Source organism: Deltaproteobacteria bacterium (assembly GCA_016874755.1).
Classification (GTDB): Bacteria; Desulfobacterota; Binatia; order UBA9968; family UBA9968; genus DP-20.
This window is the reverse complement of record VGTH01000016.1, coordinates 64,360-77,560: the sequence shown is the minus strand read 5'-3', so window position 1 is coordinate 77,560 and position 13,201 is coordinate 64,360. Positions and strand designations below refer to the sequence as shown.

Genomic DNA, 13,201 nt, shown 5'->3' with positions numbered 1-13,201 from the left:
TTTGACGCTGCTCCAGGTGTGTCGTGGTGCGTTAAGGAATGCTTTGCGCCGCCGATGCTACTGTTAGGAGCATTGTTATGCAGGGGGCACAAGTCAGACAGACAGACACCAAGTCCAAAGAGAAGGTGCGGCAGTATTTTCGCAAAGTCATTGAAGAGAAACAGCTGCCTTCCATGCCCGTCGTGGGTGCGAAAGTCATTCGCATGATCGACGACCCCGGCGTCAGTGTGCGCCAGCTGGTGCGGATCCTGTCTGACGATGCCGGCTTGACGGCGCGTATTCTCGCCGCCTCGCGCTCGCCGTTCTTCGGCCAACGCAACCATCCGAAGGGACTTTTGGAAGCGGTGCAAGTGGTGGGCTTTCGCAACCTGCGCAACGTCGTGATTGCCTCGGCGACCCAGGAGCTATTCAAGGTGAAATCCAACATGGCGACCCGGCTGTGGTCGCACTCTTTGGCGGTCGCACTAGGCGCGCGCATTTTTTCGGGGAACGTTAGGTACGCCGATGCCGAGCAGGCATTTTTGGCGGGGTTGCTGCATGACGTTGGCCAAATGATTCTCATGCACGCCGATCTGGCCTGCTACGAACAGGTGGTCCGGCAGACGCATCACGACAAGGCACAGCTAACTGCAAAAGAAACCGAAATGTACGAATTCGATCACGCTTTCATTGGCCGCGCGCTATTCGATGCCTGGGACATCGACGCCACCGTGGCCAAAGCCATCGGCGAGCACCACGATGCGGATCAGTGCAACGATCCCAAGTCGCTTGCGGCCATCTTGCTGGTGGCAAACTACGTCGCAGCCCGATGCAAGTTAGGTTTTTACGTCGATCCACCAGCGCCGGACGATGGTCTGTTGCATGCGTTTGGCATGGCCACCGATGAGGGCATGGACAAAGCGATCGTCGCCTTGACGGAAGCGCACAGCGCTGAGAGCTCGCTGTTTTAGCGATTGTTGCCCTACTCCAAGCCCATCAGCCGCGCCGGATTGATCGCAGCGACCTGATTCACTTCGCCTTTGCTCAAGCCGCCTTCGTGCAGCATTCCCAAGTACATTCTAAACAACTCAGCAGGATTGGGACTGTAGGGCCTAAAATGGTCTATGCTGGCGACGATCTGGTGCAGGCCGACGGCGCGGCATTGTTGCGCCAGCTCCGGCGAGTCCGTTCGCCCGGGCGCCAGTGCATTCCAGCAACACTCGACGAACGCGCCCATCTCAGCGAGGCCTTTCAGCATGTCGTCGTAGAGGGTCATGATTGTTCCTCGGAGATTGGACGGATCGGACCGATCCGACGGATCGACAATTAAGCGCCGGGGCGCGCGCCGCCGCAGCAGCGCTTGTACTTTTTGCCGCTGCCGCAGGGGCAGGGGTCGTTGCGGCCGGCTTGTCGAACAAAGCGCTTGGCGTCTTCTTCGCGCACCATCTGCATGAGCTTTTCGCCGGGCTCGCCGGCGTCGACCAGGTCGGCGAATTTCTTGAAGTAGGGTTTGCTGTGACTGAAAAAGTCTTTGAGCCCGGCGCAGAGATAGTTCAGCCCGGGATCGCCATCGGGCGTGCTGATGATGCGGTCTTTAGGGCAGCCGCCGTTGCACATGCTCAAAACTTCGCACTCGCGGCAATATTTGGGCAGGCTGGTCCATTTCTTCTGGCCAAAGTCGCGTTGCCTTGGGTCCTCGATCATTTCCGCCAGCGGCTTCTCGTGGATGTTGCCGAGCTTGTATTCTGGCAAAACATAGTGGTCGCAGGAGTAAAAATCACCGTTGTGTTCGACGATCGGCACGTCGCCGCAGGTTTCCCGATAAATGCACAGGGCGTGCTCCATACCGAGAAATGGCCGCACCGATTCATCGAAGAGCTGAATGAAAATCTTGCCGATGTCGTGGCGTACCCATTCATCGAAGATGGTGTTGAGAAATTTCCCATAGGCCGCTGCCGGCACGCTGCGTTTGTGCGCCGGATTGGCTGGGTCGCTGGTCTTTTCGACCAGCGGCAGGAACTGCAAATACTGCCCGCCGATTTCTTTTAAATAGCGATAAACCTGCGTCGGGTGCTTTACGTTCACGTCGTGGACGACGCAGAGCAAGTCCACGTGCACTTTGGCTCTGCGCAACATGTGAAAGGCCTGCACCACTTGTTTGTGCGTGGGTTTCTGGCCTTTGGTGACGCGGTAGTGATCGTGCAGCTCGCGCGGCCCGTCAAGGCTCAGGCCAATGTAAAAACTCTCCTTGCTGAAAAACTCGCACCATTCGTCGTCGATGGTTGTGCCGTTGGTTTGAATGCCGTTGATGATTTTCTTTGTCGGAGGCAGATGCTTTTTCTGGAACTCGACGGCCTTGCGGAAAAAGTCGACGCCGAGCAGCGTCGGCTCGCCGCCGTGCCAGGAGAAACTGACGGTTTCGCCGGGTGTGGCGTGGATGTGCTGACGGATATATTCTTCGAGGGTCTTGTCGTCGAGGCGGAAGTTGCTGCCCTTCGGATAAAGATTTTCTTTTTCCAGGTAGTAGCAATAGTGACAGTCGAGGTTGCAGATCGCCCCGATGGTCTTCACCATGATTTGAAATTCACGCGCCGCAGTTTCCAAAACGCCCTCCGTTGATCAGCCAGGACTCTACTCAAAAAGCGGCGTAAAGTCATTAGCTCGGTAGCGGGCGCAAAGCCCGGCTTGCGCCAGAAAGCTGGCTCGATTTATAACCAAGCTATGAAGATTACCCAGACTCATGCCCAACTCATCAAGCTGCCCGTCGATGAGCCGCTGGCGGACGGTCCATTGTACCAACGGCCGTTTCACCCCTTCATAGCTCTCGACGTGCGCACGGACTCGGGCATCGAGGGCATTGGTTACACAACCTTTGCTGGGCCGCTAAGCGCGACCTTGACTGACGCGGTGGCTCGGCTCGGCGAGTTGATCGTCGGCGACGATCCGCTGCGCACGGAAGCGATCGGCCGCAAGCTGCGCAATGCCGCTGCCGGCTCCGGGCCAGGCGGTATTTTCACGCTGGCGCTGTCCGCCATCGATATCGCGTTGTGGGATATCAAGGGTAAAGCCTTGAACCAGTCATTGGCGATGATGCTCGGCGGCTTGCGCGACAAAGTGCCGGCCTACGCCAGCGGCGCGCTACTGCGCAGCCACTCCACTGACGAGCTGTTGAAAGCCGGCCGCAAGTTGGTTGAACGCGGCTGGAAGCAAATCAAATCGCAGATGGCGCTGCCCGGCGCAACCAACCCGAGAATCGAAGCCGAGCGCGCCCATCTGCTGCGCCAGGCGATCGGCCCCGATATCGATTTGATGTGCGACATCAACCAACGCTGGAGCGTCAACCAAGCCATCGACATCGGCCGGCGCGTCGAAGACGTGCATTTTTTCTGGCTCGAAGACGTGACGGTGCACGACGACTATACGGGTCAAGCGCGGGTCGCCGACGCACTGGCGACACCGCTGGCCGCCGGTGAATGCCTCTACGGCATTACGCCGTTTCGCCATGCTATCGAAGCCCACGCCATGGATATCGTTATGATCGATCTGTTCCGTGTCGGCGGCATTTCCAATTGGCTGAAAGTTGCCGGTATGGCTGAGGCGTTTAATCTGCCGGTGGTGAGCCATTTGATTCCTGAGATCCACGTTCATCTAGTTGCGGCAATTCCCAACGGCCTGACCGTGGAATACATGCCGTGGTCGTTCCACCTATTCGAAGAAGTGCCGGTACCGGTGAAGGGCGAGTTGACGGTGCCGACTAAGCCGGGGCTGGGGTTGGCGTTCGATCGTGCGGCGTTGAAAAAATACGCTGCTTAGCCGGCGATTCTTATGAATGAATTCCACGGAGTCTTCCCGTATCTCGTTTCTCCTGTCGACACAGACGGCAGCGTCAAAGCGGACGTCCTAGCGCGATTGTGCGATGACTTAATCAAAGCCGGTGTGCATGGGTTGACGCCGCTGGGCTCTACTGGAGAGTTCGCTTACCTGACTTGGGCGCAGCGGCGGCGCGTTGTCGAAGTCGTTATTGAAACTGCGCGTGGCCGGGTGCCCGTGGTTGCCGGTGTGGCATCGACCACGATCGCCGATGCGCAGATGCAGGCGCGCGAGTACGAGCGGATGGGGTGCAGCGGGATTCTGGCGATTCTTGAAGCTTATTTTCCGATTGCCGACGACGGCGTCCATAGCTATTTCAAAGCGATCGCCGACGCGGTCTCGTTGCCGGTGGTGCTTTATACCAATCCAAATTTTCAACGCTCCGACCTGAGCCTGCCGGTGATCGACAAGCTGAGCCATGTGGCGAACATCGGCTACATCAAGGATGCTTCGAACAATACCGGCCGGCTGCTCTCGATCATCAACCAAGTAGGCGACCGTATGAAAGTGTTCGCCGCGTCGGCGCATATTCCGGCGACGGTGATGCTGATCGGCGGCGTTGGCTGGATGGCGGGGCCGGCGTGCGTGGCGCCGCGCCAGAGCGTTGAGCTCTACGAAACTTGTAAACGCGGCGATTGGAACAGAGCGATGGCGCTGCAGCGGCCGCTGTGGGCGCTGAATCAAGCGTTCGCCAAGTACAATCTGGCGGCGTGCATCAAGGGCGCGCTGGAGTTGCAGGGCTACGCTGTTGGCGCACCGCTGCCGCCGCAGGCGCCGCTAACGAAGGATGCCCTAGCAGACGTTAAGACGACACTGGCCAACATCGGTGCGCTATAATCGAGAACGACGGAGGATACCACCATGATGCTTGTAATCGTGCTTTTGGCTATGACGTTTTCGTTCGCTGCGCCGATCCAGGCGGCAACGCCGAGTAAGCGCGTGCGCATTCTCTACGCCGACTTTAGCGAGCGCATGGGATTGTTTTTTGTCGCCAAGGATCAGCGCTTCTTCGAGGAGCAGGGCTTGGACATGGATCTGGTCCAGGTGAATAGCGGGCCGGTCGCGGTTGCGGCGATGGCGGCCAACGAAGCGGAGTTTTACACGGTCTCAGCCACGGGTGCGGCGCTAGGCGCAATCTCGAGCGGGCTCGATCTGGTCTGGGTGGCAGGGATGATCAACAAGCTCGACGGTTATTTCTATGCGCAGCCGAAGATCCAAAGGCCAGAAGATTTGAGGGGAAAAACCCTCGGCGTGCAGAGCATCGGCGGCGGCATTTGGATGTTCGTTATGATGACGCTGGACCACTGGGGTTTGAGCCCGGAGAAGGACAAAATCCAGATGCGGGTGATGGGCGATCAATCGGTGTTGGCGCAGGCGTTGAGTGCCGGGCTGATCGACGGCTCGGTGTGGGGCTTTGCCTATAATAACAATCTGCAAAAAAGTGGCGGCCGTCTGCTCGCCGACCTTACGGCGCTTAATATTCCTTATCAAGGAACGGGCCTGGTGGCGCGTCGCGGCCTGGTCGCGAAAGAGCCGGATGTGGTGGAGAAAACTTTGCGCGGCTTTGCCCGCGCCAATGTTTTCGTTCGCGATAAAAGCAACCAGGCCGCGGTGGTGCGCAGCGTGCGCCGGTGGCTGCGCCTATCGCCCAACGAGAATGCCGATGAACTCTACGAGCGCATGCGCAATCTCTACGACCGGCGCATTGCGCCGACCCGTGAAGGCATGCAAAACGCGCTGCGGGTTCTGAGCCGGACCGATCCGAAATACGGTAAGCTCAAAGTCGAAGAGTTGATCGACGATCGGGTTGCGCGGAAATTGGAAGGACCGTGAGCCGCTAACATCGCGACCGTCATTCTGGGCGAAAGCGAAGAATCGGCTGCCCAGCGTTTGAAGCAGATCCTTCGGCGGACCTCAGGATGACAATGCGAAGTTTGTTCTTGAGGACGAAAAGGAAATTGAATGGCGGAGAAGCTTAGACACATTATTCCCATCGGTGGCGGTGGCTTTTACCGTGACCCCGACAATCTCGCATTAGAGAGGTACGTGCTCAAACAAAGCGGTGCTGACAACGCGCGCGTCTGCTTCATTCCCACCGCGAGCGGCGAGCCGGATCATTACGTGGCGAGCTTTTATGCGGCGTTTCTAAAACTTGGCTGCCGACCCTCTGTGCTGACGTTTTTTAAGCGCACGCCTGATCTGCGTTCGTTTTTGCTGAATCAGGATGTAATCTTTGTCGGCGGCGGCAACACGAAGAGCATGCTTGCGGTGTGGCGCGATTGGGGCGCCGGCGAGATTCTGCGTGAGGCGTGGGAATCGGGTGTGGTTCTCACCGGAGTTAGCGCCGGCGCGATCTGTTGGTTCGAACAGGGCTTGACCGATTCTTTTTCGGATAAGCTGCGGCCGTTAAACTGCCTGGGCTTTTTGCCTGGCAGTTGCTGTCCGCACTTCGACGGTGAAGTGCAGCGGCGACCGTCGTATCATCAACTCCTGGCAAACGGCGAGATCGGCGCCGGCGTGGCGATCGAAGATTGGACCGGTGTGCATTATATCGGCACGGAAATCCACAAAGTGATCGCCTCCAAGCGCGGCGCGCGCGCATACAGCATGCGCCCGGTCGCCGGCTCGGCGCAGGAAGTGCCGCTGGCGACCGAGTTTGTCGAGTAAGAACATATTGGCTCGCACTGGTCGAGGGTGATAGGGTTCAGCCAAAGGAGGCAACAACGATGGATGCAAAAACTCACGGAGCCTTTAGCTGGTGCGAGTTGATGACCAGCGATCCTGGCGCGGCGAAAAACTTTTACAGCAAGCTCTTCGGCTGGGGCTTGGAAGAGATGAACATGGGCATGCCCTACACTGTCGTCAAAGCGGCGGGGGAACATGTCGGCGGCATTATGGCGACGCCGCCCAATGCTCAAGGCATGCCGCCGATGTGGGGCTGCTACGTGACGGTCAACGACGTCGACGCCGTCGCCAAGAGCGCTGAGCAGCTCGGCGGCAAAGTCTTGGTGCCGCCGCAGGATATTCCCAACGTCGGTCGCTTCTGTTGGATTCAAGATCCGCAGGGCGCCGCCATCGGCGCGATCAAATACAGCGGCTGACGCCTTCTCATTCCACGCATCAACCAACTTGGGGGGCTCGCCCGAGCCCGCCAATCTTTAACCTCCCCCCATTCGCCACGGCTCTTTGAACTGCGCCTTCTCAATATTGAGAAAACGCGCTAGTTCGCTTCTCGCACTTGCGAAAAATATTTGGGCTTATCCCGCTAAATGCTGCGATTCTCCATGTATGCAACCTGGCATAGCCATTGCGCCATAGCCAAGTTGCGAAAGGAGGAACACTATGAAAACCGAGAGGGTCGCGATTGAGGAGCCGCGCGTCTCACGCCTGTTGTTTAGTGACACACGCTTCGGCTGGCTTTGGCTGCCGCTGCGTTTATACCTGGGCTACATGTGGTTCGAGGCGGGCTGGCATAAGTTTGTCGATCCCAAATGGATGGGCAGCGGCGAAGCGCTGTTGGAGTATTGGAAACGGGGCCTGAAAATGGCGCCCAAGCCGACGATTTCCTACGATTGGTATCGGAGCTTCATTGAATACTTGGTCAGCCTCGAGGCGCACACCTGGTTCTCCAAGCTGATTATCTTTGGTGAATTGGCGATTGCCGTTGCTTTGATTCTCGGTGCCTTCGTCGGCGTGGCGGCTTTTTTTGGCGGTTTGATGAACTGGAGCTTCATCATGGCCGGATCGGCTTCGACAAACGGCATGCTGTTCGCGATCGCCACGTGGCTGGTGCTCGCCTGGCGCAATGCCGGTTGGATCGGCCTCGATCGTTGGTTACTGACCTGGCTGGGCACGCCCTGGAAACCGGGCCACGTGTTCCACACGGGACGCGCGGCGAATGTAAGCTAGCAAAATCTGCCAAAGATGTGGGCGGCGCGCTTTTCGCCGCCCACACGGTTTGGAAGGAAAGGAGATAGGTTATGGAAGAGATCGCGGATGTTGCAGCGATATTCGATCTTGGTCGCTTGCCCGAAGGTGAATCGCCGGTTGAAAAACTGCTCAGCGAGTTCGAAGCGCACGAGTCGAAAGAAGAAAAGTCGATTGAATACTATCGTAAGGCGCTTCAGCAGATGCCCAATCCGTTGACTCGCTTCTTGATGCAGTTGATCGTCTCCGATGAAGAGAAGCATCGCGCGGTGATTCACGCCATGGTGGCGACACTCAAAGGCAGCCTGACGTGGACCAAGCCGGCGGGCAGTTTGGAAGGAACGTCCGATTTGGCTGGCATGGATGGCAAGCTTCGCGAGGTCACCGAGGAATTCATTCAACTTGAAAAGGAGGGCATTAGAGAATACAAAAATTTAAGCAAAGAGAGCAGCGGTTACTATCACGGACTTTTCAAGATCCTGCTGGATTCGATGGTCCGCGATTCTGAAAAACATGTGGAGCTGCTCGAATATCTCAAGGAGAATTTGAAAGGCCCATGAATCCCCAGGAGCCGTTCGATCCGCTGGCGGCGTTCACCGAGATCGAACGGCTCGTATCGAAAATCTATTTTCGCTTTTCACATCTCTTCATGGCGCAGCCTGAGCTGCGGGATTTTTGGTGGGAGATGGCGCGCGAAGAGGAACAGCACGCCTGCATACTGACGGCTTGTAGAGCGGTGATCGTGAACTACGACGATGCAGCGATCGATCCATCCATCAGCCGCGATAGGGCCGTTCAGCTAGAGCGACACTTGAAAGCGTTGCTTGGGCGCGGCACTCCCACGCTCAGCGTCGAAGACAGCTTTCGCGCCGCCCTCGAAATTGAAAGATCGGAAATCGACGCGATCTACAGCAAGCTCATCCATCTAGGCGGCCCGCAAATTGCCCAGACTCTGGAAAATCTCGGCGTGCCTGCCAGCGTGCAACGACAAAAACTCAAAGCGGCGTTGCGGCGCTTTTGTGCCAGCCCGGAATTGCTTTCCCTGGCGGAGCGTCTCTGAATTCCGGAAGAATTCTCGCCAGCATGACGTTGACAGGGTGGCTCTAGGTTCTTACGTTGACTGTGGTGGTGTGCGCAGAAGGTCCAATGGAATTTCGTTTCGAAAATATCATCGGCAACAGCAAAGCCATGCGCGGCGTGCTGGAGATGGTCAAGAAGGTGGCCAATACCCAGGCGACCGTGCTTATCACGGGCGACAGCGGCACGGGCAAAGAACTAATCGCCTTGGCGTTGCACGCGCACAGCGATCGTAAGGACAAGCTGTTTTTGCCGGTGAACTGCGGGGCTCTGCCGGAGACCTTGCTCGAGAGCTTGCTCTTTGGGCATTTGAAAGGATCGTTCACCGGTGCCTTTGCCAATCAGGAAGGGCTGTTTGAAAAGGCCCGAGGCGGGACGATCTTCCTCGACGAGATCGGTGAGATCCCACAGCACTTGCAGGTCAAACTGCTGCGCGCCTTGGAAGCCAAAGAAATCCTTTCGATCGGTAGCACGACGCCGCGCCACATCGACGTCCGGGTGCTGGCGGCCACCAACCGCAATCTTAAAAAAGAAGTAGAAGCGAGCCGTTTCCGCGAGGATCTTTATTATCGTCTGAACATCATGGAGATCCACATTCCGCCGCTCTGCGAGCGACCCGAGGATATCCCGCTACTGGTCGATCACCTGATCAAGAAGCACAACCCGGAGTTAAACAAACATTTCGGCGGCGCCGACGCCGACGTCGTGCGCACGCTGATGTCGCTGCCGTGGAAGGGCAATGTGCGCGAGCTGGACAATGTCATCGAGCACGCGATGATTCTCGCCGAAGGCGAGCGGCTGACGCTCAAAGATCTGCCGGCGGCGATCATCGCCACCGGTCAAAGCAACCCAGCCTTTACGTTTTGTTTGAAAGACGCGCTGCGGCAATTTGAAAAGCAGCACATTATCCGCGTCCTCGATCAGGCTGCGCAAGATCGCAAGGAAGCGGCCAAGCTGCTCGACATTAGTTTGTCTTCGCTTTACCGCAAGATCGAAGAGCTAGGGATCGAGTAAAGCCTCTCCGAAGAGCAAAAAGGGCAACCCGTGGGTTGCCCTTTTTTGTGCAGTCATTCAGTAGAGAAAAACTACCAGCGGTTGCGCCCGCCGCCGTCGCGATTACCCCGGCCACCGCCACGGTTGCCGCCGCCTCCACCAAAGCCTTCACGCTTTGCCATTGGCTTGGCCTCGTTGACCGTGAGCGTGCGGCCGTCGAGCTGCGTGCCGTTCAAGCTATCGATGGCCTTTTGCGCTTCGCCGCTCGAGCTCATCTCGACAAAGCCGAAACCGCGGGATTGTCCGGTAAATTTATCGGAAATCACGCTGGCCGATTCCACCGTGCCATGCTCCGAGAAAATTTCTTGGAGCCGATCGCCGGTCACCGAGTACGGTAATCCGCCGACGTAAAGTTTGCTACCCATGTTCTCCTCCTATGAGAGAATGTTAATGTCTTTGACCCTGAGAATTAAACTGCTAACGGCTACCGAACGTGGGGAACTTCTAGTCGGATTTTCCTTTAGATATCAGTTCGCAAGGAGAGAGACTGACAGAGGCCTTCGCTTCGTTTAGTCCTTATCAGAAGGCCATATACTGAAGAGGATGCCGGAAGTGTAAGGCCTCAAACCGGTGATGTCAATCCTCTGCCTCGGAAAGAAACTTGCAACCGTACCCCCTCTCTACCATAATACCGCGGACTCTAAGTGTTTTTAGCTGACGGAGTGACCATGAAAAAATATCTCAGCGTGCTCAGTTTCGTCGCGCTACTCGGCAGCGCAGCCGTCGTCACGGCGCAGGATCGGGTGCGCATCGGCGTGCCGCTGTTTCCCACGGTTTCTTATCCGGTGCTGATCGCGGCCGAGAAAGGCTTCTTTGAGAAGTATGGGCTCAAGGGCGAAATCATCCGCATCAACAGTGAGCCGACGACCTATCAAGCGCTTATCTCGGGCGACATCGACGCCACCTCGGGCGCGCCCACTGGCTTGGTGCAGTCCAACCTGCAGGGCGTGCCGGTGGTGTCGCTGGGCAGTTGGGACAATTACGTTTCCTACACCGTCATGTCCAAGGATAAGATCGACGACTTGTCGCAGCTGCGCGGCAAGAAGGTCGGCATCAATCGGCTTGGCGGAAAGTCTTCGTTGATCCTGCGCGTCATGCTTGAAGACGCCGGGCTCAATACTTCCAAAGACGTGACCCTGCTTCAGCTCGGCGGCTCGCAGGAACGTCTGGCGGCGCTGGTGCGCGGCGGCATCGATGCGGCGCCGGTGGATTTTGCCTTCGAGCCGAAAATGAGGCAGATGGGCTTTCATCTCGTGCCCGGCAAAAAGACCCCGTTCATGAACGGGCCGATCACAGTGACGGCGGCGTCACTGAAGGCGAACCGCGGCAAGTGGGTGCGGTTCGTTAGAGCTTATGCCGAAGCCACCCATTACATGACGGTCAATAAAGATGGCGCGCAAGAAGTGCTGAAAAAATCATCGGCAATAACGAGAAGGAAACCATCGATCACGCGTGGACTGAGATGAAAAACCGCGCTGCCGTCGATTTGGTTGCGCCCGAGGCGGCGATTGAAAACCTGGTCAAGATGATGACCTATGTCGACAAGCGCTCGGCAACGATCGATCGGAAATTGCTGACGGATTATTCGATCCTGCGGGAACTGCAGCAGAGTGGTGCGCTGCCGGGGAAGAAGTAGGAGGGGAGTGATGGGTTTCCGGCCCAAGACTCTATCACTCTAACTCGAGCGAATCCTTATGAGTGACATCACTTTTATCGACACCACGCTGCGCGACGGCCAGCAGAGCCTGTGGGCGCTCAATATGAAGACCGACGCCATGCTCGGCGCGGCCGAGGCAATGGACCGGATCGGTTTTGAGTCGCTGGAGTTTTTCGTCTCGATCTTCATCAAGAAATACATTCGCGAGCACAAGGAAAACCCTTGGGATTGGGTGCGTGAGGGCGTGAAGAAATTCCGCCGCACGCGCCTGCGCAATCACGGTGGGCTGCATGGCTCGGGCGCCATGGAGAAGCTGCCGCATGAGGCGATGAAGCTGCTCTCGGAGCGGCTGGTGCATTACGGAATCACGCTGACTCGGACGTCGAACTGTTGGAACGACTACGATGAGTTGCGGCAGGAAGTGATCGATCTGCGCAATTTGGGCATGGAGACCGTGGTCAATCTGATTTATTCAGTCTCGCCGCGCCACACCGACGAATATTACGCGCGCAAAGCGCGCGAAGCGGCGGCGATCAATCCCTATCGCATTTGCTTCAAAGACGTTGGTGGTTTGCTGACACTGGAGCGGGCGCGCACGTTGATTCCGGCGATCATGAAAAATGCCCGCACTGTGCCGGTGGAATATCACGCCCATTGCAACAACGGCTTGGCGCCGCTGTGTTATCTCGAAGCGATCAAGCATGGCATCACTTCGTTGCACACAGCGATACCGCCGCTTGCCAACGGCTCGTCGCAGCCGTCGATTCTGAATATGACCCGGAATCTGCGCGCGCTGGGCCACAAGATCACCGTTGACGAAGCGGCGGTGAAGCCCGTGGTAGAGCATTTCACGGCCGTCGCCGAGCGGGACGGCTTGGCGATCGGCAAGCCTTTCGCCTATGACGAGTCGCAGTATCTGCACCAAGTCCCGGGCGGCGTGATTTCCAACCTGCGCCATCAGCTAAAGCTCGTCGGCAAAGAAGACAAACTGCCTGAGACCCTCGAAGAGGCCGCGCGCGTGCGCGCCGATTTCGGCTACCCGATCATGGTGACGCCGCTGTCGCAGTTCGTCGTCAGTCAGGCGGCGATCAACGTTATCGTCGGCGAGCGCTACAAAGAAGTCACCGATCAGGTGATTCAATACGCCCTCGGCATCTGGGGTGAAGAAGCGAGCGAGATCATGGATGCCAACGTCAAAGATAGAGTCCTCGGCCGCCAACGCGCCAAAGATTGGCAGGGCTGGAAGGCGCCGGACCTGAGCGTGCACGAAGTGCGGCAGAAATACGGTGCCACGGTTTCGGACGAGGAGTTGTTGCTGCGGATTTACGCTGGCGGTGATGCGGTGGGCGCGTTAAGAAAGAACGGCGCGCCGAAGCCGCAGGGGAGAGGCAAGCGGTCGCTGCTAAAGTTGGTGGAAGACTTAAGCAAGAAAGAAAACAATCACATCTACATCCGTCGAGGCGATATGTTACTACGATTAGGAAGAAGCCAAGACCACGCAAAGGCGTAGCGCGGATAGCTATGCTATTCTTCGCCTCTTGTGCTCTTCGACTTCGCTCAAAAAATCCTTTTTGCGGTTAAATCTGCATCCGAACCACCTTTGCGTTCTCTGCGTTCTTTGCGGTTAAGCAATTCTTC

Annotated in this window: 15 protein-coding genes; 12 read left to right on the top strand and 3 right to left on the bottom strand. The window is 57.3% G+C overall.

Translation table 11 applies throughout. The features are described from left to right. The first annotated feature begins 38 nt into the window (after positions 1–38). Positions 39–950 (top strand): HDOD domain-containing protein, encoded by a 912-nt coding sequence (locus tag FJ145_11895; GenBank protein MBM4262117.1) that lies wholly within the window; start codon positions 39–41, stop codon positions 948–950. Positions 951–961: 11 nt separating this feature from the next. Here the strand turns inward: FJ145_11895 and FJ145_11890 are convergent, their stop codons facing one another. Together FJ145_11890 and FJ145_11885 are read right to left on the bottom strand one after the other, a co-directional pair. Further along, entirely contained in the window at positions 962–1,255 is a 294-nt protein-coding gene (locus FJ145_11890) for a hypothetical protein (protein ID MBM4262116.1), read from the bottom strand. Between the two features lie 50 nt (positions 1,256–1,305). Then, positions 1,306–2,553 carry an anaerobic sulfatase maturase gene (locus FJ145_11885; protein MBM4262115.1) on the bottom strand — a complete coding sequence of 416 codons (1,248 nt, stop codon included), beginning with the start codon at positions 2,551–2,553 and terminating at the stop codon, positions 1,306–1,308. Positions 2,554–2,664: 111 nt separating this feature from the next. Here FJ145_11885 and FJ145_11880 point away from each other — a divergent pair, with 111 nt between their 5' ends. The 9 genes from FJ145_11880 (at position 2,665) to FJ145_11840 (ending at position 9,867) form a co-directional block, all read left to right on the top strand. After that, the gene (locus FJ145_11880) at positions 2,665–3,792 is read left to right on the top strand and encodes a mandelate racemase/muconate lactonizing enzyme family protein (protein ID MBM4262114.1); all 1,128 of its coding nucleotides are present in this window, start codon (positions 2,665–2,667) and stop codon (positions 3,790–3,792) included. Positions 3,793–3,804: 12 nt separating this feature from the next. Then, positions 3,805–4,686, top strand: a complete 882-nt coding sequence (locus FJ145_11875; GenBank protein ID MBM4262113.1) for a dihydrodipicolinate synthase family protein — start codon at positions 3,805–3,807, stop codon at positions 4,684–4,686. Positions 4,687–4,710: 24 nt separating this feature from the next. Continuing rightward, positions 4,711–5,682, top strand: coding sequence for a hypothetical protein (locus tag FJ145_11870; protein MBM4262112.1), 972 nt, complete (start codon positions 4,711–4,713; stop codon positions 5,680–5,682). A 129-nt stretch (positions 5,683–5,811) separates the two neighbouring features. Beyond that, positions 5,812–6,516, top strand: a complete 705-nt coding sequence (locus FJ145_11865; GenBank protein MBM4262111.1) for a peptidase E — start codon at positions 5,812–5,814, stop codon at positions 6,514–6,516. 59 nt (positions 6,517–6,575) lie between these two features. Further along, entirely contained in the window at positions 6,576–6,950 is a 375-nt protein-coding gene (locus FJ145_11860) for a VOC family protein (GenBank protein ID MBM4262110.1), read from the top strand. Between the two features lie 241 nt (positions 6,951–7,191). After that, a complete protein-coding gene (locus FJ145_11855) occupies positions 7,192–7,758 on the top strand; it encodes a DoxX family membrane protein (GenBank protein ID MBM4262109.1) in 567 nt (188 codons plus the stop codon). Positions 7,759–7,829: 71 nt separating this feature from the next. After that, on the top strand, positions 7,830–8,336 hold the full coding sequence (locus FJ145_11850; GenBank protein MBM4262108.1) for a hypothetical protein: 507 nt from the start codon (positions 7,830–7,832) through the stop codon (positions 8,334–8,336). Then, a complete protein-coding gene (locus FJ145_11845; protein MBM4262107.1) occupies positions 8,333–8,836 on the top strand; it encodes a hypothetical protein in 504 nt (167 codons plus the stop codon). The genes FJ145_11850 and FJ145_11845 overlap by 4 nt, the downstream gene beginning before the upstream one ends. Positions 8,837–8,922: 86 nt before the next feature. Continuing rightward, a complete protein-coding gene (locus FJ145_11840; protein ID MBM4262106.1) occupies positions 8,923–9,867 on the top strand; it encodes an AAA family ATPase in 945 nt (314 codons plus the stop codon). 71 nt (positions 9,868–9,938) lie between these two features. Here the strand turns inward: FJ145_11840 and FJ145_11835 are convergent, their stop codons facing one another. Next, complete coding sequence (locus tag FJ145_11835) at positions 9,939–10,271, bottom strand: RNA-binding protein (protein MBM4262105.1); 333 nt, start codon at positions 10,269–10,271, stop codon at positions 9,939–9,941. 303 nt (positions 10,272–10,574) lie between these two features. Here FJ145_11835 and FJ145_11830 point away from each other — a divergent pair, with 303 nt between their 5' ends. Both FJ145_11830 and FJ145_11825 read left to right on the top strand, forming a co-directional pair. Then, positions 10,575–11,372 (top strand): ABC transporter substrate-binding protein, encoded by a 798-nt coding sequence (locus tag FJ145_11830; GenBank protein ID MBM4262104.1) that lies wholly within the window; start codon positions 10,575–10,577, stop codon positions 11,370–11,372. Positions 11,373–11,600: 228 nt separating this feature from the next. Further along, positions 11,601–13,073, top strand: coding sequence for a hypothetical protein (locus tag FJ145_11825; protein ID MBM4262103.1), 1,473 nt, complete (start codon positions 11,601–11,603; stop codon positions 13,071–13,073). Positions 13,074–13,201 lie beyond the last annotated feature (128 nt).

Coding starts and splice junctions, on each gene's coding strand:
- FJ145_11835 (MBM4262105.1), bottom strand. CDS start 10,271: ATGGGTAGCAAACTTTACGTCGGCGGATTACCGTACTCGGTGACCGGC.
- FJ145_11865 (MBM4262111.1), top strand. CDS start 5,812: ATGGCGGAGAAGCTTAGACACATTATTCCCATCGGTGGCGGTGGCTTT.
- FJ145_11830 (MBM4262104.1), top strand. CDS start 10,575: ATGAAAAAATATCTCAGCGTGCTCAGTTTCGTCGCGCTACTCGGCAGC.
- FJ145_11885 (MBM4262115.1), bottom strand. CDS start 2,553: ATGGTGAAGACCATCGGGGCGATCTGCAACCTCGACTGTCACTATTGC.
- FJ145_11860 (MBM4262110.1), top strand. CDS start 6,576: ATGGATGCAAAAACTCACGGAGCCTTTAGCTGGTGCGAGTTGATGACC.
- FJ145_11870 (MBM4262112.1), top strand. CDS start 4,711: ATGATGCTTGTAATCGTGCTTTTGGCTATGACGTTTTCGTTCGCTGCG.
- FJ145_11890 (MBM4262116.1), bottom strand. CDS start 1,255: ATGACCCTCTACGACGACATGCTGAAAGGCCTCGCTGAGATGGGCGCG.
- FJ145_11850 (MBM4262108.1), top strand. CDS start 7,830: ATGGAAGAGATCGCGGATGTTGCAGCGATATTCGATCTTGGTCGCTTG.
- FJ145_11845 (MBM4262107.1), top strand. CDS start 8,333: ATGAATCCCCAGGAGCCGTTCGATCCGCTGGCGGCGTTCACCGAGATC.
- FJ145_11875 (MBM4262113.1), top strand. CDS start 3,805: ATGAATGAATTCCACGGAGTCTTCCCGTATCTCGTTTCTCCTGTCGAC.
- FJ145_11895 (MBM4262117.1), top strand. CDS start 39: ATGCTTTGCGCCGCCGATGCTACTGTTAGGAGCATTGTTATGCAGGGG.
- FJ145_11855 (MBM4262109.1), top strand. CDS start 7,192: ATGAAAACCGAGAGGGTCGCGATTGAGGAGCCGCGCGTCTCACGCCTG.
- FJ145_11840 (MBM4262106.1), top strand. CDS start 8,923: ATGGAATTTCGTTTCGAAAATATCATCGGCAACAGCAAAGCCATGCGC.
- FJ145_11825 (MBM4262103.1), top strand. CDS start 11,601: ATGAGTGACATCACTTTTATCGACACCACGCTGCGCGACGGCCAGCAG.